Source organism: Xanthobacter nonsaccharivorans, assembly GCF_043194755.2.
GTDB classification, from domain to species: Bacteria; Pseudomonadota; Alphaproteobacteria; order Rhizobiales; family Xanthobacteraceae; genus Xanthobacter; species Xanthobacter autotrophicus_G.
In genome coordinates this window covers 1,356,903-1,377,215 of the sequence record NZ_CM195526.1, presented here as the reverse complement: position 1 = coordinate 1,377,215, position 20,313 = coordinate 1,356,903, and the positions used below count along the sequence as shown (strand labels likewise).

General features: G+C 71.3%; 16 protein-coding genes and 1 tRNA gene. 1 reads left to right on the top strand and 16 read right to left on the bottom strand.

What is annotated here, in order from left to right; all coding sequences use genetic code 11:
- Nucleotides 1–11 precede the first annotated feature (11 nt).
- The 13 genes from V5F59_RS06340 to V5F59_RS06280 all read right to left on the bottom strand — a co-directional run bounded on the left by V5F59_RS06340 (nucleotide 12) and on the right by V5F59_RS06280 (nucleotide 11,273).
- Nucleotides 12–1,397, bottom strand: coding sequence for a sigma-54-dependent transcriptional regulator (locus tag V5F59_RS06340; RefSeq protein WP_393982184.1), 1,386 nt, complete (start codon nucleotides 1,395–1,397; stop codon nucleotides 12–14).
- Nucleotides 1,372–3,108 (bottom strand): sensor histidine kinase, encoded by a 1,737-nt coding sequence (locus V5F59_RS06335; RefSeq protein ID WP_393982185.1) that lies wholly within the window; start codon nucleotides 3,106–3,108, stop codon nucleotides 1,372–1,374. The genes V5F59_RS06340 and V5F59_RS06335 overlap by 26 nt, the downstream gene beginning before the upstream one ends.
- A gap of 50 nt (nucleotides 3,109–3,158) precedes the next feature.
- Nucleotides 3,159–3,695, bottom strand: a complete 537-nt coding sequence (locus V5F59_RS06330) for a DUF2147 domain-containing protein (protein ID WP_393982186.1) — start codon at nucleotides 3,693–3,695, stop codon at nucleotides 3,159–3,161.
- Nucleotides 3,680–4,111 (bottom strand): EamA family transporter, encoded by a 432-nt coding sequence (locus tag V5F59_RS06325; RefSeq protein ID WP_393982187.1) that lies wholly within the window; start codon nucleotides 4,109–4,111, stop codon nucleotides 3,680–3,682. Before V5F59_RS06325 ends, V5F59_RS06330 begins: the two co-directional genes overlap by 16 nt.
- Nucleotides 4,108–5,319, bottom strand: a complete 1,212-nt coding sequence (locus tag V5F59_RS06320) for a GNAT family N-acetyltransferase (protein ID WP_393982188.1) — start codon at nucleotides 5,317–5,319, stop codon at nucleotides 4,108–4,110. The genes V5F59_RS06325 and V5F59_RS06320 overlap by 4 nt, the downstream gene beginning before the upstream one ends.
- Complete coding sequence (locus V5F59_RS06315; RefSeq protein ID WP_393982189.1) at nucleotides 5,309–6,220, bottom strand: alpha/beta hydrolase; 912 nt, start codon at nucleotides 6,218–6,220, stop codon at nucleotides 5,309–5,311. Before V5F59_RS06315 ends, V5F59_RS06320 begins: the two co-directional genes overlap by 11 nt.
- 8 nt (nucleotides 6,221–6,228) lie before the next feature.
- On the bottom strand, nucleotides 6,229–6,597 hold the full coding sequence (locus tag V5F59_RS06310) for a DMT family transporter (RefSeq protein ID WP_393982190.1): 369 nt from the start codon (nucleotides 6,595–6,597) through the stop codon (nucleotides 6,229–6,231).
- A complete protein-coding gene (locus V5F59_RS06305; RefSeq protein ID WP_393982191.1) occupies nucleotides 6,594–7,511 on the bottom strand; it encodes a hypothetical protein in 918 nt (305 codons plus the stop codon). The genes V5F59_RS06310 and V5F59_RS06305 overlap by 4 nt, the downstream gene beginning before the upstream one ends.
- 1 nt (nucleotide 7,512) lies before the next feature.
- Nucleotides 7,513–8,937 (bottom strand): aspartate aminotransferase family protein, encoded by a 1,425-nt coding sequence (locus V5F59_RS06300; RefSeq protein WP_393982192.1) that lies wholly within the window; start codon nucleotides 8,935–8,937, stop codon nucleotides 7,513–7,515.
- A complete protein-coding gene (locus V5F59_RS06295; RefSeq protein WP_393982193.1) occupies nucleotides 8,930–9,604 on the bottom strand; it encodes an HAD-IB family phosphatase in 675 nt (224 codons plus the stop codon). The genes V5F59_RS06300 and V5F59_RS06295 overlap by 8 nt, the downstream gene beginning before the upstream one ends.
- A 173-nt stretch (nucleotides 9,605–9,777) precedes the next feature.
- On the bottom strand, nucleotides 9,778–10,554 hold the full coding sequence (locus V5F59_RS06290; RefSeq protein WP_393982194.1) for an RES family NAD+ phosphorylase: 777 nt from the start codon (nucleotides 10,552–10,554) through the stop codon (nucleotides 9,778–9,780).
- Nucleotides 10,514–10,894, bottom strand: a complete 381-nt coding sequence (locus V5F59_RS06285) for an antitoxin Xre/MbcA/ParS toxin-binding domain-containing protein (RefSeq protein WP_393982195.1) — start codon at nucleotides 10,892–10,894, stop codon at nucleotides 10,514–10,516. Before V5F59_RS06285 ends, V5F59_RS06290 begins: the two co-directional genes overlap by 41 nt.
- A gap of 305 nt (nucleotides 10,895–11,199) precedes the next feature.
- Nucleotides 11,200–11,273: transfer RNA gene (locus V5F59_RS06280), tRNA-Gln, on the bottom strand.
- Between the two features lie 214 nt (nucleotides 11,274–11,487).
- Between V5F59_RS06280 and V5F59_RS06275 the strand changes: the two genes are divergently transcribed.
- Complete coding sequence (locus tag V5F59_RS06275) at nucleotides 11,488–11,694, top strand: DUF1127 domain-containing protein (RefSeq protein WP_393982196.1); 207 nt, start codon at nucleotides 11,488–11,490, stop codon at nucleotides 11,692–11,694.
- A gap of 259 nt (nucleotides 11,695–11,953) precedes the next feature.
- On the opposite strand, the gene pbpC is transcribed toward V5F59_RS06275, so the two are convergent.
- The 3 genes from pbpC to V5F59_RS06260 form a co-directional block, all read right to left on the bottom strand.
- On the bottom strand, nucleotides 11,954–14,110 hold the full coding sequence (gene pbpC / locus V5F59_RS06270; protein ID WP_393982197.1) for a penicillin-binding protein 1C: 2,157 nt from the start codon (nucleotides 14,108–14,110) through the stop codon (nucleotides 11,954–11,956).
- Nucleotides 14,107–19,404, bottom strand: a complete 5,298-nt coding sequence (locus tag V5F59_RS06265; RefSeq protein WP_393982198.1) for an alpha-2-macroglobulin family protein — start codon at nucleotides 19,402–19,404, stop codon at nucleotides 14,107–14,109. The genes pbpC and V5F59_RS06265 overlap by 4 nt, the downstream gene beginning before the upstream one ends.
- Before the next feature lie 315 nt (nucleotides 19,405–19,719).
- Nucleotides 19,720–20,310 carry a glycosyltransferase gene (locus tag V5F59_RS06260; protein WP_393982199.1) on the bottom strand — a complete coding sequence of 197 codons (591 nt, stop codon included), beginning with the start codon at nucleotides 20,308–20,310 and terminating at the stop codon, nucleotides 19,720–19,722.
- Nucleotides 20,311–20,313: the final 3 nt, after the last annotated feature.

The following is a 20,313-nucleotide window of genomic DNA, read 5'->3' as shown; positions in this document are numbered from 1 at the left end:
GCGACGGGGCTCTAGTCATCTTTCGCCGCCGCCACGCGCTCGACCTTGATGGCGAATTTCTTGATGCGATGCCACAGGCTGCGCTCGGATATGCCGAGCTTCTCCGCCGCCCGCGCCTGCACGCCCCCGGTCTCGTTCAGCGCATTGAGCACGAACTCCCGCTCGATGCGGGACATCGCCGTGTCGAGATCGGCCTCAAGCCGCGGCTGCGCGTCCGGCGCGCCGGACGCCGCCTCGAACATCAGAAGATCCTCGGGACCGATGAGATCGCCGCGCGCGACGATGGCCGCCCGCTCCATGCAGTTCTGCAGCTCGCGCACGTTTCCGGGCCAGCGATAGCGCCGCAGCGCCTGCACGGCCTCCGGGCTGAGGCCGCGGATGCGCTTGCCCATTTCCGGCGCGGCCGCAGCGAGGAAGTGCGTGGCCAGCAGCGCGATGTCCTCGATCCGGTCCCGCAGCGGCGGCAGGAAGATGGGAAACACGGCGAGGCGGTAGTAGAGGTCCATGCGGAAGGCGCCGGCGGCGATCTCCTTCTGGAGGTCCTTGTGGGTGGCGGCGATGATCCGCACGTCCACCGCCACGCTCTTGCTGGAGCCCACCGGCTCGAAGCGCTGCTCCTGGAGCGCGCGCAGCATCTTGGCCTGCACCGCCTGCGGCATGTCGGCGATCTCGTCGAGGAACAGGGTGCCCCCGTCCGCGGCCGAGAACCGCCCTTCCCGCGCGCCGGTGGCGCCGGTGAAGGCCCCCTTCACATGGCCGAACAGCTCGCTTTCGATCAGGGCCTCGGGAATGGCGGCGCAGTTGACGGCGATGAAGGGCTTGTCCCGACGCGGACTGTTGTAGTGGATGGCCCGCGCCACCAGTTCCTTCCCCGTCCCGCTCTCCCCGAGCAGCAGCACGCTCGCGCGGCTCGAAGCCACCTCGCCGACCTGGTGCAGGACGGCGCGAAAGGCGGGGCTTTCCCCGACCAGATTGTCGAAGCGGTAGCGCCCCTCCAGCTCCGAGCGCAGGCGCGCGTTCTCGCTCTCCACCGCGCGCAGCTTCAGGGCGCGCTCGAGGGTGGCGACCACGTCGTCGAGGTCGAGGGGCTTCGCCACGTAGTCGAAGGCGCCATCCTTCACCAGGTCCACGGCGCCCCGCACCGAGGCGTAGGCCGTCATGATGATGACCGGCAGCTCCGGGCGCAGGGCCTTGAGATCCTTGAGGAGCTCCTGCCCGCCGCGATCGGGCATGCGCAGGTCGCTCAGCACCACGTCCACCGGCTGGGTGGCGCAGTGGGCGAGGGCCTTGGCGACGGTGTTGACGGACGCGGCCTCGTAGCCACGCTCGGCCAGCGCCACCTCCAGCACCTCGCCGTGCCGGATCTCGTCGTCAACGATCAGGATCTTGGCCGCCATGGGCTGTATCCGTTGTTGCCCGCACTGGGATGCGAAGGGTGAGGATCGCGCCACCTTCCGGTGCGTTACTTGAGAAAACTTGGCCGCCATGGGCCTCAACTGTAGAGCGCACCGTGGCGAGACCGAGGCCGGTTCCGTTCACTTTCGTCGTAACGAAGGGATCGAACAGGGTGTCGCTTACCGTTTCCGCGATGCCCGGCCCGTTGTCCTCGACCTCGACGACCGCCGCCTCCGGGTCGAAGGTGACGCGCAGGATCACGTGCCCTTCGGGGCCGGCCGCGTCCATGGCGTTGAGCAGCAGGTTGAGGAGAGCCTGGTGCAGCAGGTCCGCGTCGCCGACCACCGGCACAGGCGCATCCGGCAGGCGCAGGGCCAGCGTGATGTCGCGGCGGGCGAACTCCGGACGCAGGAAGTCGAGCGCCGGGCGCACCACGTCGGATACCAGATCCAGCGGCGCCGCCGCGCACACGGCCGGGCGGGCGTAGTCCAGCAGCTCCTTCACCAGGCGCTCGATGCGGTTCACCTCGTCGAGGACGAAGCCCATCAGCCGGTCCTCCCCCGGGGCCATCTGGGTTTTCCTGCGGACCAGCTCGGCGGAGGTCTTGATGATGCCGAGCGGATTGCGGATCTCGTGGGCGATGACCGCCGCCGCCTGGCCCAGCGTCGCGAGCTGCGCGCGGTGGCGCATGGACGTCTCCATGTCGCGGAGCGCTTCCAGCTGGCCCGCCATGGCGTTGAAGCCGGCGGCGAGGTCCTGGAGCTCGCGCCCGCCCTCCTCCGGCACGCGCACGCGGTAGTCCCCCTGCGCCACGGCCCGCACCGCACCGGTCAGGGTGCGGATGGGCTCGGCGAGGCGGCGGGAAATGGTGATGCCCACCAGCAGCGACAGCGCGCCGCTGACCACCGCGAGAACGATGAACAGCCAGAAGGTGCCGAGCCGCTCGAAGGCGGCGGAAGTCCCGTTGAGCCGGCAGGCGATGATGCCGACGAGGCGCCCCCGATCGTTGCGGAGCGCCGCGAAGGCGACCGCGGGCCCGGGATCGAACCGGCTCGTCTGCATCGCGATGTCGGCGCCCCCGAGGAGGGCCGCGAACGCATCGTCAGGAACCGACAGCTGGACGCGCCCGCTGCCGGCCAGATCCAGCAGCCTGCCCTTCTCCGTCACCTCGATGAGGTGGAGGTCGAGGGAGCGGATGGTCTGCGGAGCGGTGAAGAACTGATCGTCCAGCAGGTTGGCGACCAGCAGCAGGGCCTTTTCCCCGCCGATGTGCAGCTCCTGCACGGCGCCCACCATCATGGCGCGGCGGCCGTTCTGCCGGGCGAAGAAGATGGAGGAGGTGGGCTCCTTGGGGAGCTGCATCACGAGGTCGAGTTCGCCGGCGGAAAACAGGACCCGCCCGTCCGGCGTGTAAAGGCGCACGAAATCGTAGCCCACGGACGCAAGCAGATCTGCAAAGGGGGCGATGGATTCCCGGCTGTCCAGCGCGCCGGCCCGTGACAGGGCCGCGGCGACGATGGAGGTGGCGTGCCGCGCCTCCTCGCGCCCCTCCGACGCCTCGTTGGCCATGAAGCGGGCGATCTCGCCGATCCATTTCTCCACGTTGCGCTCGAAGGTGGCCGAGATCACCTGCGCGGCCACGAAGCTGCCGATGAGCACGGGCGGAACGCTGACGAGCAGGAAGAACAAGGTGAGTCGCAGGCGCAGCGGCATCCTGCTCCACTGCACCCTCAGCCCGCGTCCGCAACCCGATGCCATATGCCTCAAGATCCCTTGTTCGCCGGCCTCGGCTTCCCGGCGGCGGGCGCGTCGCAACGTGGCAGAGCGGCCGGGGCCCGGTGCCACTGGAAGGTCTGGCCAAGAGCCTTCACGCCGATGAAGCCGGTCACCAGCAGGATGTCGCCCTCGCCCCGCGCAAGCGACACGGAGTACCGGCTCCCCGAATCAGGGTCATAGACCCATCCGCCCTCCCACCCCTCGCCCTTCGGCGGCACGTCGTGGAGGATGGCGAGGCCGCACATGGGGCGCCCGCGCTGGCCGGGATCCTTGTTGTTCTCGTCGCGCACCGGCTGTCCGTTCTCGTCCAGGGCGGCCTTCAGCCACACGATGCGTCCGCACACCCCTTCCCCGCAAGGCTCGATGAGGACGGCGCCGTCCTCATCGTCGGTCATCCAGGTGCCGGTCACGTCCGGCGCGGCGCGCGCCGGCGCCGGAAGCAGCGCGCACACGAGCCATGCCATGGCGAGGAGGGCGCCACGGGTCGGGTTCAAGGTCCTGGTCGAGATCATGGATTTCCGCATGGGCTCAGCTCCGACGGGGAAGGCGCGCCGGCGGGGGCGTCGGTTTCCTTTCCGACCAGCACCACGCCGACAAGAATGAGGACGATGCCGGCGACCGTGCGCCCGCCCACCTCCTCGCCAAAGGCGAGCCAGCCGAGCAGCGGCACGGTCACATAGCTCAGCGCGGTGAGGGGAAAGGCGCGGCTCAGGGCCGTATCCTTCAGCACCAGCATCCACAGCACGTAGGTCACCACATAGAGCCCCACCGCCACCCAGGCGGAGGCCGTGGTCGCCACAGCGCCCACATAGGCCAGTCCCAGCGGGACATCGCCGATGGTGTCGGCGGCCACCTTGAAGGCCACCTGGGTGGCCGTGTCGACGGCGAGGAAGGCAAGCACCAGGGCGGGCATGCCCAGAAGGAGACGCAGGGATCTCATGCGCGGGCCTCCCTGGCGGCGTGGCCGAGATCCGGATCCCAGCGGGGGAACGCGAGGAGCGGCGCGGCGAGCCGCACCAGCGCGTGGAGCACCGGGTTCAGGTGCCGCACATAGTGGGTGCGCGGCTCCAGCGCGCTGCCGAACCGCAGCTTGGAGGCATAGGCCGTCTGCCCCGTCTGGAAGTAGCGCCGGCCGATGCGCTGGCAGAAGCGCACGTTCTCGATCCACGAGAGGGCGTAGAGGTCGTGCTCCGGCCCGAGCGGGTAGGCCATGCCGAGGAACTTGTCGATCACCCGGTCCGGCTGCACCAGCAGCAGGTTGAAGCCGGCGAGAACGCCGCCCACCCGGTAGCAGGCAAACACCGCATCGCCCTGCAGAGCCTGCCCCACCAGCTCGAAATAGCCATCCGGCAGGTCCTCGAAATCGCCGTAGCGCACCCGGCTTCGGGTGCGGGTCGCCTCATAGAGGGCGCGGACCTCCGCCTCCATGCCGGAAATGGAGGTGCGCCACTCGACGCTGACGCGATGCGCGCCCTTCATCTTGCGGCGCAGGTCCTTGCGGGTGCCGGCGGACAGGCGGGCGAGATAAGCCTCGAGGCCGGCGCAGCCGTGGAGGTCGAGCACCGCCACCGGAAGGCTCTCCACCGGGACGTAGCCGGCCGCCGCCAGCGCGTCACCGGTCAGCTCCGCCTCGCGCGGGGCGAGGTCCTTGAAGGCGATGAGGGAGGCGCCGCGCCGCCGCGCATCCGCCTCGGCCGCCGTGACCAGCGCACGAAGGGCGGCGTCCCGGCCCGCGGGGTCGAGGCGCGGGTCGAGAGCCAGCGGGCAGGCGTCGGTGAAGGGCGAGCCGACACCCAGCATCCGCCATTCGAGCAGGCGCGGGGCCGCGCGGGTGAGGCGGTCCGCCAGCGCGCCGAGCCGGCCGCCCTGGAGCGGCGTGTCGAGCCGGTAGCCCAGCGAGAACACCGGCGCGCCGGCGAGGAAGGCGCCGCCCTGCCCCACGCGCACGGCGCCGAGGCTCATGGCGGCGGGCGGCGCCGCCTCGCAGGCCGCAAGATAGGCCCAGCCCTCCGCTTCCGGGGGCCGGGCCGCGCGCCATGCCCCCGGCTCGATGGCGCCCACGCCCGGCACGACGGCGCCGGCCGGCGCCATCCATCCCGCCTCCGGGAAAGCGCCCGCCCAGCCGTCCGCCAGCGCGTCACGCGACATGCGCGGCTCCTTCGGCCACGATGTCTTCAAGCACCGGCGCGGGGCGCAGGGCGCCCGCCTCGTCCGCCCGGCGGCGCGCCGACACCCGGGGGCGGGGATCGGGCGCTGTGGTGAGGGCTTCGACGAAGCCGACGACGCGATCGGTGACGAGGTGCTTCTGCCGGTCCAGGGTGACGAGGTGGTAGCTGTCCTCCAGCACCAGGCAGTCCACGGGCCCGCCGAGGTGGCGCTGGAGGTAGATGGCGTTGTCGAGGCTCGCCACGTCGTCGTGCCGCGCATGGGCGATGAAGGCCGGCTGACGGATGGAGGACAGCAGCGGCCGCACCGTGTCCACCAGCCGCCAGAGCTGGCGCAGCGCGGCGGCGGGCGTGCCGAGGGACCCGGCCTCGGTGCTGCCCTGCTTCATGGCGCGCATGACCATGGAGCGCACCCGCTCGTCCTTCACGCCGTAGGGCTCGCGCTCCACGAAGCGGTAGCGCCGGCCGAGGGGCGTGTCGATGAGCAGGCGCAGCAGGAAGGAATAGCGCGGGATGGACCAGCCGTCGTAGCGCAGGGTCGGGGCCAGCATCACGAGGCCGCTGACACGCTCCTTCAGGCGGCCGGCGAGAAGCGCCGCGAGCATGGCCCCCATGGAAAGCCCGCCCACCACCACGCGGTCGCAGCGCGCCTCCAGCTCGACGAGGGCGGCCTCGGCGCTCGCATACCAATCCTCGAAGCGGGTGGCCGCAAGCTCATCCTCGGTGCCGCAATGGCCCGCGAGCTGGCAGCAGGAGACCGTCGCGCCGGTGGCGGCAAGCCGGCGCGCCACCTCGCGCAGTTCCACCGGCGTGCCGCCGAGCCCGTGGATGAGCAGCACCCCGACGGGACCGCCCTCGATCATGTAGCTGCGATCCATACTCATCTGACACCTCACAGGCTGGACGCGACGAGGGCGACACCGGCCGTCACGAGCACCGCGCCGGCCACCTGCCGGACGACGATGGCCTCGCCGAGCCAGATGCGGCTCGCGGCGGTGACACCGAGAATGTTGAGGCTCGCCACCGGGAAGGCGATGGTGAGCGGCACGACGGAGAGGATGCGGGTCCACACCAGGAACTCGACGGCGTAGACCGCGAGCCCCGCCAGCAGCCACGGCTCCGCCACCAGCCGGCCGGCGAACGCGGCGGCGCCGGCCTGCGCCACCGCGGGCAGCCGATCCGCCCCGAGCTTGAAGGCGAGCTGGCCGGCCACGTCGCAGACGACGGAGGCGGCGAAGAGCAGGACAAGGGTCGCGTTCACTGAAGCATGGCCTCCATATGCGCGAGGATGCGGCCGTTGGCGGCGCCGTTGACCTCGGCCGCATCCCGATCCGGCTGCGGACGCTGCGCCCGGTCGAGCCAGGAAAGGGCGGCGCGCAATGGGCCGTTGTCCCCTTCCGGCGAGAAGTCGCCGCACACGTCCATGCCGATCACCGACCGCCGCGCGGCGAAGATGGCGATGGCCTCAAGCACCTCGGCGAGGGTGAGGTGGCCTTGGTCCCAATTGGTCACGGCCTCGTCGGGGGCGAGCACATCCTTGTCGAGGCTGATCCATACGGGCAGCTGTGGCAGACGGGAGGCGATGTCCTCCATCCGGCCGGCGAAGTCGGCATCGATCCCCTGCCACGACAGGCCGTCATGGAAGGCGCCGGCCCGGCCGCGCGCGGACGGGGTGGCGAAGGCCGGCCCGGCGTAGAAGGTGGAGGCGGCGCGGAGCGGGAACACCTCCAGCCGGCCGGACCTCAGGGCGGGCAGGTCGGCGGCCTTCATCTGCGGCGCCTCCACATCGGCGGAGCACGGACCGATGGTGACCACCCGCGCGATGCCCGGCTGGGCGAGCAGCCGGCTGACCCAGGAGCCGCAGCCCAGGGTGCGCGGCCAGCGCGTCCAGTCCGGATGGTTGTCGAAATGGATCACGCTCACCGGCCGGTCCAGCCGGGCGACGAGGAGATGGGCGAGGTGGTGGAAATCCCCCGAGCCATAAAGATGCACGTCCCCGTGGCGCGGAGGGCCGAGGCGCGTGTTCAGCGCCTCGATCGCCCCGCGCCCGGCCAGGAACCGCAGGCGCGGGGCGAGGTCGGTGGCCGCGATCAGGTCCCCGCCCGCCTCCAGCCGACGCACGACCTGCGGCTGGAAGAGGAGGGACCGGTCCGTGTCGATGACCCGCAGGCGCATGTCAGCCCCGCGCCGCGCCGGGAGCCACCCGCGTGAACAGCTGGTCCAGCAGGGCCAGCCCCAGGTCGATCTCGCCCTTCGAGATGGTCAGCGCCGGCGCCAGCGTGATGACGTTCTTGTGGTAGCCGCCGATGTCGAGCACCAGGCCGAAGCGTTCGCCGCCATGCACGAGGTCGCCCTTCAGCGCCTCGTCCACCATCAGGTCCACCAAGCGCTTGGAGGGGGTGAAGCTGTCGTGCGGCTCGCAGATCTCGATGCGCAGCGCAAGGCCCAGGCCATCCACGTCGCCGACGATGGCGTGCTTCTCCTTGAGCGCCTTCAGGCCCTCCAGGAAATGGGCGCCCTTCTCGGCGACGGAGGAGGCGAAGTCCTCCTCCCGCATCATGCGCATGGCCTCCAGCGCCACCGCGGTGCCCAGCGGGTTGGCGTTGAAGGTGGAATGGGTGGAGCCGGCGGGGAACACCTTCGGATTGATCAGCTCCTCCCGGGCCCAGATGCCCGAGAGCGGGTTCAGCCCATTGGTGAGCGCCTTGCCGAACACGATCACGTCGGGGGTCACCCCGAAATGCTCGATCGACCACAGCTTGCCGGTGCGGTAGAAGCCCATCTGGATCTCGTCCACCACCAGAAGAATGCCGTGGCGGTCGAGGACCTCCTTGAGCTCCGGAAAGAAGTTCGCGGGCGGGATGACGTATCCGCCGGTCCCCTGGATGGGCTCCACGTAGAAGGCGGCGTATTCGCACTGGCCGGTCTTGGGGTCCCACACGCCATTATATTCGCTCTCGAACAGGCGGGCGAACTGCTGGACGCACTGGTGGCCGTACTCTTCCTTCGTCATGCCGCGGGGTCCGCGGAAATGGTAGGGGAAGGGAATGAAATGGGCCCGTTCGCCGAAATGGCCGTAGCGACGGCGATACCGGTAGGACGAGGTGATGGCCGAGGCGCCGAGCGTGCGGCCGTGATAACCGCCCTCGAAGGCGAACATCAGGCTCTTGCCGCCGCAGGCGTTGCGCACCAGCTTGAGGCTGTCCTCCACTGCCTGGGCGCCGCCCACGTTGAAGTGCACCCGCCCCTTGCGGCCGAAGCGCTCCAGCGCGCCTTCCGCGATCTCGGCGGCCAGCTCGATCTTCTCGCGGTGGAGATACTGGCTCGCCACCTGCGGCAGGCGATCGAGCTGGCGGCGCAGCGCCTCGTTCAGGCGCGGGTTGGCGTAGCCGAAATTGACCGCCGAATACCACATCTGAAGATCAAGGAAGGCGCGATCCTCATCGTCATAGATGAAGGAGCCCTCGCAGCGCTCGAAGATCTTCGGCTCTTCGGTATAGTGCACCGTATCGCCGTGGGAGCAATACTCCGCCTCCAGCGCGAGCAGGCGCCCGCGTTCGGTGGCAGTGGTGGAGACGGTGTCGGCCTGACGATCAAGCATGAAGTTCCTCGGTGCTGAAGGTGCGGAAAGCGCCACGGGGCTCCGGCGGCGGGGGATCGAGAAAGGCGAGCGCGTCGGAGAAGTCGCGGATCGGCTGGTGCGCGATCCCTTCCCGGAGGCAGAAGCGGGCGAGCTCGCCCTTGGCGAGAACGAAGTCGGCCTTGCGGGCGAGGCAGAAGTCGGAGCGCCCGTCGCCCACCAGCACCACGCGCCGATTGCCGGGCACCGCGGCGCACTTGCAGGTGCCGCTCGCGCAGCTCTCCCCCGCGTTGGAGAAGCCCGCCTGCCACCGCGCGCCGCCCAGCGGCTCCAGGCGATTGCTGGTGACCGGCAGATCGATGCCGTGGGCATGCAGCAACGGCACGATGAGGCGATCGAAGCCGTCGGAGACGATGGAGACGCTGGCGCCGCGCAGCCACGCGGCCGTGACGAAAGGAATGAACCACGGGTCGAGGCGGATGCCGCTGAGAGCCTCCACCAATTGCTCCGGAGAGAAGCGCAGCAGCGCCGCCTGGCGGGCCAGGCATTCGCGGGAGGAGATGCGCCCCTCCTTCCACTCGGCCTCGATGTCGAGCCAGGCGGGATCGGCGAAGCTCTCCAGGAGGAAGTCGGTGGTGTCGAGGGGGCAGACGGTGCCATCGAAATCGAGAGCGAAGTGAATTTGCATGGAGCCTCGCGCTTGTCCCGTTCTCAAGCGCAAGGGGCGTGCCAGATGCGAAATCTTTGAATATCAGATAGTTGTGATCATCGTCCGCAGACGGGCGACCTCGCTGATTGGAGCTTCCTCCAAAATTTGTAGCTCGCGATCCGCAGGACCGCGGCGTGGCGCGGGCCGGGCGGTCAGCGGCGGCGGGGCCGGTTCCAGATCATGTCGCTCAGGCGCGGGTCCGGCGCGAATGCGTCCCGCGCGAACTCGATCCCCAGCCGGGGATGCTCGCGGACCGCCTGCGCACCGGATGGGCTGATGCGGATGCGCCAGGTCTGCCGCTCCACGGGGGCATGGCTGAGGAAGGCGCGGCAGCTCAGGACGGCCAGGTTGGCGCCCCGCTCACGATCACGCACGGACGTGTAGCGGATCACCTCGCCGTCGATCTCACGGACCGTCTCCGCCAGGGCCTGACAGGCCGCATAATCGGTCAGATGCGTCCAGCGTTCCGCGAGGCCGGCCAGGGCGCCCGCGGTCAGGTCGATCGCCACGGGAGCGGCCAGCTCGACGGAAAACGCGGTGTACTCCGCCGCATCGTCCGGGAAGGGCGTCTGCGGGCTCTCCGCATGGAAGAGAAAGCGGTAGAACACCATTTCGGCGGCGGCCGTCTCGGGCCGCTCGGCGCCATACCAGACACCCGGCGTCAGGCCCGGGCGTCGGAACCGGGAACCGCCCGGATAAGGGCGGTAGCGGAACGGCGTGGCGAGCAGGTAGTCGAGATGGCGGCAGGGCTCGGGGACGAGCGGCTTGGTCTCCTCGAGAATATCCTCAAGCGCCTGTTGTTCCGCGAGGCTATCCACGAGCTTCAGCGTCGACACGCGATGCTGCGCCTCGACGAATCGCCACGCCGGCCCGCGGAAGGGCCGCGCCTCAGATCGGAGCGCGTCGGGAGTCCAGATAGGCGACCACATCCACCAGCCCCTGAACCGAGGTGATCCGCTCGACCGGCCGCTGGCCGAGCGCCAGGTTTGGCGTCGCCAGCCATGCGCGGGCCACGCCCTCATCGCCGCCGGTGACCGCATCCAGCGACCGGAAGGCCCGCACGAGAAGCGCCGCCAGCTGAAACGGCTTCGAGCCGTCCGCCAGCGCGAACTCCCCATTCCTCATGCGCGAGACGGTCGCCTCCGACACCCCCAGCACCTCGGCCAGAAGACGCCCGGAGATATCCAGGCGCTCGGCGGCGCGCAGGGTCGCCTTGGTCAAGGTCATCCCGCGATCTGGCGCCGGGACATGCACTTGCGGGCTGGCCATGGCACCCTCCTCTCTCATGGAAATATAGCGCAAGAATATTCCTGGAGAAAGATGGAGCCATTTCACTGGGCTTGAAATGGCTCCTGGGCGCTGCACGCGCCGGCGCGCCATCAGCTCCGCGGGCGCAGCTGCCCACGCGATGCACGGCACCCCGTCCGCGCCCCATCGCTCGCCGAGGGCGCCGCGACCGGCCCGGCAGAACGAAAACGGCCTGGAAGGTGGCCCGCGCGCGGAGAATGTAGAGGCGAGACCAGAGCGGGCGTTCTTGCCTGCGCTTACCCGTTGATTTCTTGGAAGATATCAGGTGGCTGGGGGACTAGGATTCGAACCTAGATTAACGGAGTCAGAGTCCGCGGTTCTACCGTTGAACTATCCCCCACCAGCACCCCCGCGCAGCGTGCGCCTTGAAAGGCATCAGGCCGTCGCCGGGAGGCAGGTGCGCTCTTTACGCAATTCATTTCGGGCTGTCCAGCGCCTTTTGGAGATACCCACAGGCCCCGTGGTATACAGCATTCGCAATAGTGCCATGCACAATTATGGATGTTGCACCGCACGCTCATGCGCTATCTCTGTGCCATCGAATGGAGACAAACATGGTCACGATCACTGCACATGCACCGCGCGAAACCGGCTTCTTCGGGCGCATTGGCGCTGCGGTGGCCGATTTCTTCGACGCCATCGCCGAGGCGCGCGCCATGTCCGAGCGCTACGAGTATCTCCGCAGCCGCAGCAACAGCGAGCTGGCCGAGATGGGGCTTGAGCGCGACAACATCACCCGCGCTGTCGCCCGCGGCTTCTGAGCAAGCTTTCCCCGGCCGCGCGACCTTGCCGCTGCGGCCGGATCTTCCGACGTCTTCGCGTTTCCTCCCAGTGCCTTATCCCGCCCGCCCTCCGGCGCGGCGGGATTTTCTTTGCGGGAGCGCCGGAGCGAAACCGTTCGAGACCAACGGCCTTCGGGACCAACAGCCCGGGTCTGCGCCCGGGCCGGGAGGGTATCGCCCAAGCCCCACGCGGGGCTGATGCCGGGGGCCGATGAGGCAATCCCGCCGGGTACCGGGATTATTCCACCCGCACCGTCACCGTGTCCGTGATGCCTGCCGCGTCCATCACGGTGAGGCGGGCGAAGCCGCGCCCCTGCGGCGTCCAGAACAGGGTGCGCCGCTCCTCCTCCCGCCCGTCCACCCGGGCCACCGGCCGGCCGTCCATCAGCAGGGTGAGCGGGAAGGTGCCGCCATCCACCTTCAGCACCAGGTGGCCGTCCTCCGCGCCATCGAGGCTCACCCGCGCGCCGTCCGGCGGGAACACCACCTGCAGCGGCTGCTCCTTCCGCGACAGGCCGAAATGGCGCTGGGGCGACGGCAGGCGCGCGTTCGCCACCATCAGCGCCCCGCGCGGCGCGGCCCTGAGCGCGGCGGGCGTGCGGACGATGCGGGCGAAGGCATCGAACAGCAGCGGCGCGGCGGCGGCCCGGCCGGTGAGATCCGGCACCGCCTGCCCGTCCGGCCGCCCCACCCACACGCCCACGGTGCGCCGCCCGTCGAAGCCCACGGCCCAGCTGTCGCGATAGCCGTAGGAGGTGCCGGTCTTGAAGGCGATGCGCCCGCCCAGCGCATTTTCCGGCGCCGGGGTGCCGAGGAGGCACTGCCCCACGTACCAGGCGGCCACCTCGTCCACGAGCCGGGCGCGGCGCGGCGCCGTCACCGCGCTGCCCGGCTGGCGGTAGACCGGCGGATGCGCCTCCCCGCCCCGCGCGAGCGCCGCATAGAGGGCGGTGAGATCCACGAGGCGGATGCCGACGCCGCCGAGGCCCATGGGCAGGGCGGGAGCCGCGCCCGGCGGCAGCTCCAGCCGCCCGCCCGCCTGCTGCAGGCGGCTCGCGAGGCGCTGCGGCCCCACGGCATCGAGCAGCTTCACCGCGGGCACGTTCAGCGACATCTGCAGCGCCTTGCGCACCGAGAGGGTGCCCTGGAAGCCGTGGTCGAAATTCTCCGGCCGCCATGCGCCGAAGCGGGCCGGCCGGTCCTCGATCAGGGTCTCGGGATGGGCGATGCCGTCCTCGAACGCCATGGCGTAGATGAAGGGCTTCAGCGTGGAGCCCGGCGAGCGCACGGCGCGGGCGAGGTCCACCTCGCCGGCCCGGGCGCGGTCGTTGAAATCGGCCGCGCCCACATAGGCGCGCACCTCGGCGCTGTCGTTGTCCATCACCACGATGGCGGCGGACAGGCCCCGGCCCAGCGCGCGGGTGCGCTCGCGCAGCAGCTCCTCCAGCCGTTCCTGCAAGCCGCCGTCCATGGCGGTGGCGTGCCGGGCGAGATCGCGCCGCTCGGCCACGAGGTCCTCGGCCAGGTGTGGGGCGAGCTGCGGCAGGGCACGGCGGGCGGATGGCACGCCTTCCGCCTTGGCCATGCGCACCTCGTCGGCGGAGAGGGCGCCCTCGGCCAGCAGCCGGTCGAGCACCCGGTCGCGCGCCGCCCGGGCCCGCGCGGGGAAGCGATCCGGCCGCCGCGCCTCGGGAGACTGCGGCAACGCCACGAGCAGCGCCGCCTCGCCGAGGGTGAGCCGCCGCGGCTCCTTGCCGAAATAGGTGAGCGATGCCGCCCGCACCCCCTCGATGTTGCCGCCATAGGGCGCGAGCGTGAGATAGAGGCCGAGGATCTCGTCCTTGGAGAGGCGCGCCTCCAGCTCGATGGCGCGGCGCATCTGGGCGAGCTTGGCGGGAAGGGTGCGCGACCGCGGCGGCAGGGTCAGCCGCGCCACCTGCATGGTGAGCGTCGAGCCGCCCGACACCACGCGCCCGGACGGCGCCGCCTGCCCCGCCGCCCGCGCGAGGGCCAGGGGATCAACGCCGCCGTGCGCCGCGAAGCGGTGGTCCTCATAGGCGAGGATCATGGCGACGAGGCGCGGGTCCACGTCCGCCACGGTGGCGGCGAGGCGCCAGCGTCCGTCCGGCAAGGCGAAGGGGCGCAGCAGGCGGCCCTCCCGGTCCACCACCTCAACGGAGACCTTCGGCTCCGGCGGTGGCGGCGCCGACGCGCGCAGATGGTGAAGCCCCGCGAAGGCGCCGCCCACCAGGAGCGCGAAGCAGAGCGTACCACCCGCACCGACCCGCAACAGCCGGCGGCGGACCCGCCCGGCCCCGGGCGTCGCGCCTTCGGCCCCGGGGACCGCGTGCGCGGTCCCCTCCTCCGAAGGTGCGTCTGGTCGATCCTGGCTCATCGCCCGGGCGCGACCTCCACGGTGCCGGCGGCGGTGCGGGCGAAGCGGTCGGGGCGGTACATGTCCTCCACCATCGCGGGCGGATGGGCATAGCGGCCCGGCGAGACGGCGCGCACCACATAAGCGACGGTGAAGGGCTCGTCGCCCTCCTGCCGCGTGACGGAGGCGACGAAGCGGTCGTCGCGGAACTCCACGTGGCCGGCCTCCGAGGTCTCGTCGAGCCAGGCGAAGCCGCCGTCCCCGCCCTGGACCAGGTTGGGGTTCTCGATCTCGAAGCCGGCGGGCAGATAATCCACCAGCAGCACGTCGGCGAGGGCGCTCTGCGCCTCGCTGAAGGTGAGCACCACCGCGAAGCGCTGGTTCTGCACCGCCTTGGACGGATCGGCCGTCTTGCCGTCCAGGGTGAAGTAGCGCCGCTCCAGATTGAAGCCCTTGGCGACGGCCGGCTCGGGCGCCACGGGTGCGCCGTTGATGCCGAACACCACCTTCACCGGCTCCGCCCCGGCATTGCGGATCGTCATCGGCCCGCGCTCCAGGTCGGCGCGGGAAAGCTTGCGGCCGAAGGGGCCGCGCGCCGGCGTGCCGTCCACGTCCAGCGTCATGTTGGCGGCGCTGGCGACGAGGGCGCGGGCGGCGAGGATCAGCCACGCATTCTCCTGGGTGGAGGTGCGCTCGGTGCGGGTGCGGGCCACGTCCACGCGGGTGAGGGCCACGTCGGCGAGGGCGTCGAGCCCCGCCTCGCGGGCGAGCACGGTGAGGGCGGCGGCATCGCGCAGAGCCGAGCCGAAGTCGGGCCGGCCGACCTCGGGCGCGGCGGGGCTGGCGGGCAGGCCCTCCAGCGCCACGGCGAAGGCCCGCTCCGCCCGTGTGCGGTCGCCGAGCAGGGCCAGCGCCGCCCCCACCTGCCCCTTGGCGAGGGGCGAGGAGAGGTTCTTCAGCCGCGTGTCGGCGAGGTAGCGCAGGTCACCGAGGGGCGCGCGGCCGTTGCGGGCCAGCACGTAGAGGGCATAGGCCAGCCCCTCCTCCGGCGAGCGCATGTCTGCGCCCGCCAGGGAGACGATGTTGCGCAGCCGGTCGAGCGCCAAGGCGAACGACTTCTCCGGCACGGCGAAGCCCTTCTCCTTCGCCCGGGAGAGGAAGTCGACCACGTAGGCGTCGAGCCACGTGTCGGTGCCGCCGGCGGACCACAGGCCGAACGAGCCGTCGGACCCCTGCCGCGCCATCACCCGCACGATGGCGTCGCGGATGCGCTGGTCCGCCTCCGGATCCGCCGCGCGGCCCACCAGCACGCCGAGCTCGTTGTAGGAGAGCAGCGGCAGCGCGCGGCTCGTCACCTGCTCGGTGCAGCCGTAGGGATAGCGGTCCAGCGCCGCGAGCAGGGCCGGCACGTCGATGGTGGAGTTGGGCATGGCGCTCACCGCCACGCTGCCGGTGCCGGGCAGGATGTCGGCGAGGAGGTCCTTGTTCAGCGTCAGGCTCTCGCCGGGAGCGAGGACGCGCACGGTGCGCCGCTCGATGTCCGGATAGGCCGGCCGCACGTTCATCTGGAAGGTGCGGGTGATGTCGAGGCCCTGCCCGGTGAGGCGCGCCGTCACCGTCGCCGGCCCGACGCCCCGCCCTTCCAGCGCGAAGCGCAGCGACTGGCGCTGCTTCGCCGCGAGCTTCAGCGCCGGGGCGGGCGTGGTGATGGCCGCCGCGCCCGAGGCCGAGACATCGAGGCGGTAGTCGCCCTCCGGCCCCTCCACATTGGTGAGGTCGAGGTTCAGCGTGGAGCGGTCCCCCGCCGCGAGGAAGCGCGGCAGGGTGGCGAGCACCACCACCTTGTCGCGGATGATCACGTCCGCCGAGGCGTGGCCGAGCTTGTCCGCGCTCCAGGCCATGGCCATGAGCCGCGCGGTGCCGTCAAAGGCGGGGATGGGGAAGGAGACGTTCGCCGTGCCGTCCGCCCCCACCTCGACGATGCCGGAGAACAGCGCCAGCGGCGGCCCCGAGGGCGGGCTCGCCTGGAGCCCCGCCTCGCCGCCGTCGCCGCCGGAGCGCAGGCGACCGGTGGCACCCTGCATGCCGTCGATGAGCGCGCCGTAGAGGTCGCGGATCTGCGCGGAGAGCAGGCGCGGGCCGAAGATGGCGGCGTCCGGCGCCGGCGGCTTGTAGCCGGTGAGGTTGAGGATGCCCACGTCCACCGCGGCGACCGTCACATAGGCCTTCTCGCCGGGGGCAAGGCCGGCGACGCGCACCGGAACGGAGAGGGTGGAGTTGGGCCGCATCTCGGCGGCGGCGGAAAGCTCCACCTTCAGGGTGCGCGCCTCCCGGTTCACGGAGAACCAGGCGAGGCCGATGGCCCGGCCCGGCATGCGGCCGGCCGCCACGTCGAGGGGGCGGTGCATGAAGGCCACCACATAGGCCCCCGGCCCCCAGCCCGCGCCCACCTTGAAGGACACCTTGTTGGCACCGGGCGCGACCTTCAGGAGCCGCTGCTCCAGCAGACCCTCGTTCAGCACGAGCACGGTGGCGGTGCCGGCGCTGCGGGCGGTGACGGTGGCCTCCAGCGTGTCGCCCGAGGCGTAGGCGGCGCGGTCCAGCGTCAGCTCCAGCCGGTCGGGCGTGTCGGCATTGCCGTCGCCGCCGAACCCGGCCTCGAAGGTGGTGCTGGTGAGCGGCAGGCCGTCGCCGATGATATCGAGCCGATAGCGGCCGTACTGGGTGGGCACGGCAAGGCGCGCCGGCCCGTCCGCCTTGGTGTCGAGCCGGCCTTCGCCGATGCGGGTGACGATCTTCACCGGCTCGTAGTCCCACGAGCCGCCGGAGCGGTACCACTGGTAGCGCGTCTCGATGCGCGAGAGCTTCCAGCTGAGGCCGGGGGCGGCCAGCAGCTTGCCGTCCCGGCCCGCCACCACCACGTCGAAGGTGGCGTCGTCGCCCTCCCGTACCCGGTCGGAGAACAGCGGCTTCACGCCGATCTGGCTGCCGGCCGGCGCCACGGGCAGCACGATGGTGCGCTGGACGGCGCGGCCGCCCGCCTCGACGAGGCGCACGAGGGTTTCCACCTCCAGCGGCCGGGCGGTGCGCGGCAGGTCCCCGGCGAGGACGCGGAGCGAGGCCCGGCCCTTGTCGTCGGTCTTCGGCGCATCGGCCAGCGGCTGGCGATCCGCCAGCACCTCGTCCTGGGCATTGCCGAAGCGGAAGCCGGGGAAGCCGGGGCGCTCGGCGGCGGCGCGCAGCTCGCTCTCCGCCTCCACGTCGAGGCCAGCGGCGGGCGCGCCGAACAGGAAGCGCCCGTCCACCAGCACCTCGGCCGGCCGGTCGCGGGGAATGGCGGCCTCGCGGGCGGTGAGGGTGAACTCCACCCGGTCGGGCACGTAGTCCTCGACCAGGAAGGTGGCCTCGCCCACGGGCGGCGCCTTCGGATCGGTCAGCGCCTTCACCCGCCAGGTGCCGGTCATGGCGCCGGTGAGCAGGGGCAGGTCCACGGTGCGCCCGCCCGCGCTCTGGTCCGCCACCACGAGCTTGCGATCATCCACGCCGTCCGGCCGCACCAGCTGGAGGGTGAGCGGAACGCCGGCCGCCGCGCGGCCCTGCGCGTCACGCAGCAGAGCGGTGAGGTGCACCGTCTCCCCCGAGCGGTAGACGCCGCGCTCCGGGGCGAGGAAGGCATCGAGCGCCCCGGGCGTCTCGCGGCCGGAGACGCCCCGGTCCGTCAGGTCGAAGCCCGCATCCTTCAGGGAGAGGAAGGCATAGTCGCCGCCGTCCGTACGGGCGACCACCACCTCCGGCGAAAGGCCCGCCGGCCCGCGCGAGAGGCCGGGATCGAAGCGCACATAGCCGTTGGCGTCGGCGCGGGCGGTGCCGAGCACCTCATTGGATTTGGCGATGAGGCGGACCTCCGCCCCCGCCATGGGCTCGGCGCTCCCCAGCGACCGCACCAGCACATGCACGCCATCCGCTCCCGACAAGGCGGTGAGGCCGAGGTCGGAGACGATGAACCACTGGGTGGCCTCGGTGCCGTAGTCGTCGTCGGTGGTGGCCTTCTCGGCCGCGGCGGTCATCACATAGACACCCGGCTCCAGCTTGCCCACGGCGTCCGTGACGGGCACGGCGGTGGTCACGTCCTGGTTCAGCGGGCTCTCCACCTCCAGCGTGCCGGTGAAGAGGGAGATGGCGGTGCCGTCGGCGAGGCGCTCGCGCACGTAGGTGTCCAGGCCCTGCCGGAACTCGCCCTGGATGGCGTTGGGCACGAGACCCCGGTCGCCGATGCGCAGGATGTTCACCTTCACCGCGGCGGTGTTCACGGACGTGACGGGAATGCCCTTCTGGCCGGTGCGGGGCAGCACATAGTTGCGGCCGCCGAAGCGCACGGAGGGCTGGCGGTCGCGCACATAGATGGTGAGCTCGGTGGGCTTCTTGGTGCGCTCGCCACTGGCGCCGGGAATGCCGGGGCGCACGTTGATGGTGTAGCGCTCGCCGTGCTTCAGGCCCTCCACGCAGATCTGCCGCGCCTCGCCGGTGACCGCCGGCTTGTCGAGCCCCACCACCTGCACGAACTTGGAGAAATCGGCGCCGGTGGCAATGTCCTCGGAGAACTGCACGCAGGCGCGGGGCGCGGCGCTGTCGGATTCCACCGTGTAGTCCACGAGGCGGAAGCCGTGCTCCTCCTTCAGCTTCTCATAGAACGCGCGCTCGGCCGGCGTATCGCGCAGGTCGAGGGACACCTTCATGGTGTCGAGGGCCGCGTTCCACAGGCGCCGGTCAGCATAGACATGGCCGATGAAGGCCAGCGCATCGCCCTCCTCCGTCCGGGTCGCGGCCCGGCGGTAGGAGATGAAGGCAGCGGCCAGCGCATTGTCGATGAAGGCGGAGGCATCCTCCCCGTCATTGGGCTTGATGGCCGCGAGCGAGCGGGCGAGGCGCAGCCACACGGAGGCATCCTGCGGCTGGGCGAGGGCAAGGCCCGCATAGAGCTCGGCCGCCGCACGGGCATCGTTGCGCTGGACAGCCTGGGCGGCGTCGCGGCGCACCTTGTCGAGCGCCTGGGTGGGCATGGTGCCCTCGCGCTTCAGCTGCCGCTCGTAGCGCCGCGCGCCGGAGATGAGGTCGGAGCGCTGGAAGGTCTTGGCACTCGCCGGGCGCGGGGCCTGCTGGGCCGCGGGCGCTTGCTGGGCCGCGGGCGCTTGCTGGGCCGCAGGCGCTTGCGGGCGCGGCTGCGCCTGGCCGTAGGCCGCGCCGGATCCGGCGATCATGCCGGCGGCAAGGGCGGTGGCGCAGAAAAGGCTGAGGAGACGACGGTGAAGGCCCATGGACCGCTCCCTCGGTGCTCGGCACCGTGACGGGAGGCGGGGCGTGCGAAAGAAGGCGTGCGTCGCGCACCGCCCCCAAGATCGCTCGACCGGCCCCCTCGCGAGAAATGACCGACCGGCGCCCGCCCTCGCCTGAAGCGACAAGGCTGGCCCGACCCCGCGCCGCCATCTAGGCGCAACCGGGGCGCTTTTCCAAGCGGAACTTTTGGAAGCGGCCGCCGCCGCCGGGCCCGGCGGCACGCTGATGCGGCAAGCCGATGCGGAAGGTGTCGATGCCGGCGAAGGTCCAGAAGCCCGGACGCCCGCCGGAGCGCCTCAATCGTCCTTGCCGGGGAGGAGCACGTGGGGCCGCAGCAGGTGGATCCGCCGCCGGCCGATGCGGGCCACGAACCGCCGCTCCGCCTTCACGCCGGACGGGTGGCCACCCAGTTTGTCGTAATATTTCCGGGAGATGAGCAGCCCCTGGCCGGGATGCGGCAGGCCGAACAGGGCGAGCCGCGCCACCGCCATGGCCTCCCCCAGGCGCGGGCCGAAGCCGTACCCATCCACCGCCAGGCGGAAGGTGGCGGCCATCCGCTCCGCCTGCCCCCGTCGTTCCACCGTTTCGATGAAGGTGCTGACCTCTCGCGCCCACCCTTCTTCCAGGATGGAGCAGGGGGAGAGGAACAAAAGCCAGCGCCCGCGCGACTGCGCCGCGCCCTGCCGGAGCCGCACGCCCACGTCGCCCACGGAATGCAGCAGCACGCAGCCGGCTGCATCGGCGATGGTCGCGGTGCCGTCGGTGGAGGCCGAGTCGACCAGCGTCACGTCCCGCAGGATGCCGGCCGTCACCCCCTGCACCAGCGCGGACAGCACCGGCACCAGCTGGCGTTCGGAATTGTGCGTTGCGATGACGACGGACAGCACCGG

Coding starts and splice junctions, on each gene's coding strand:
- V5F59_RS06265 (WP_393982198.1), bottom strand. CDS start 19,404: ATGGGCCTTCACCGTCGTCTCCTCAGCCTTTTCTGCGCCACCGCCCTT.
- pbpC (WP_393982197.1), bottom strand. CDS start 14,110: ATGAGCCAGGATCGACCAGACGCACCTTCGGAGGAGGGGACCGCGCAC.
- V5F59_RS06315 (WP_393982189.1), bottom strand. CDS start 6,220: ATGAGTATGGATCGCAGCTACATGATCGAGGGCGGTCCCGTCGGGGTG.
- V5F59_RS06290 (WP_393982194.1), bottom strand. CDS start 10,554: ATGTGGTCGCCTATCTGGACTCCCGACGCGCTCCGATCTGAGGCGCGG.
- V5F59_RS06295 (WP_393982193.1), bottom strand. CDS start 9,604: ATGCAAATTCACTTCGCTCTCGATTTCGATGGCACCGTCTGCCCCCTC.
- V5F59_RS06340 (WP_393982184.1), bottom strand. CDS start 1,397: ATGGCGGCCAAGATCCTGATCGTTGACGACGAGATCCGGCACGGCGAG.
- V5F59_RS06305 (WP_393982191.1), bottom strand. CDS start 7,511: ATGCGCCTGCGGGTCATCGACACGGACCGGTCCCTCCTCTTCCAGCCG.
- V5F59_RS06285 (WP_393982195.1), bottom strand. CDS start 10,894: ATGGCCAGCCCGCAAGTGCATGTCCCGGCGCCAGATCGCGGGATGACC.
- V5F59_RS06330 (WP_393982186.1), bottom strand. CDS start 3,695: ATGCGGAAATCCATGATCTCGACCAGGACCTTGAACCCGACCCGTGGC.
- V5F59_RS06325 (WP_393982187.1), bottom strand. CDS start 4,111: ATGAGATCCCTGCGTCTCCTTCTGGGCATGCCCGCCCTGGTGCTTGCC.
- V5F59_RS06320 (WP_393982188.1), bottom strand. CDS start 5,319: ATGTCGCGTGACGCGCTGGCGGACGGCTGGGCGGGCGCTTTCCCGGAG.
- V5F59_RS06335 (WP_393982185.1), bottom strand. CDS start 3,108: ATGCCGCTGCGCCTGCGACTCACCTTGTTCTTCCTGCTCGTCAGCGTT.
- V5F59_RS06275 (WP_393982196.1), top strand. CDS start 11,488: ATGGTCACGATCACTGCACATGCACCGCGCGAAACCGGCTTCTTCGGG.
- V5F59_RS06300 (WP_393982192.1), bottom strand. CDS start 8,937: ATGCTTGATCGTCAGGCCGACACCGTCTCCACCACTGCCACCGAACGC.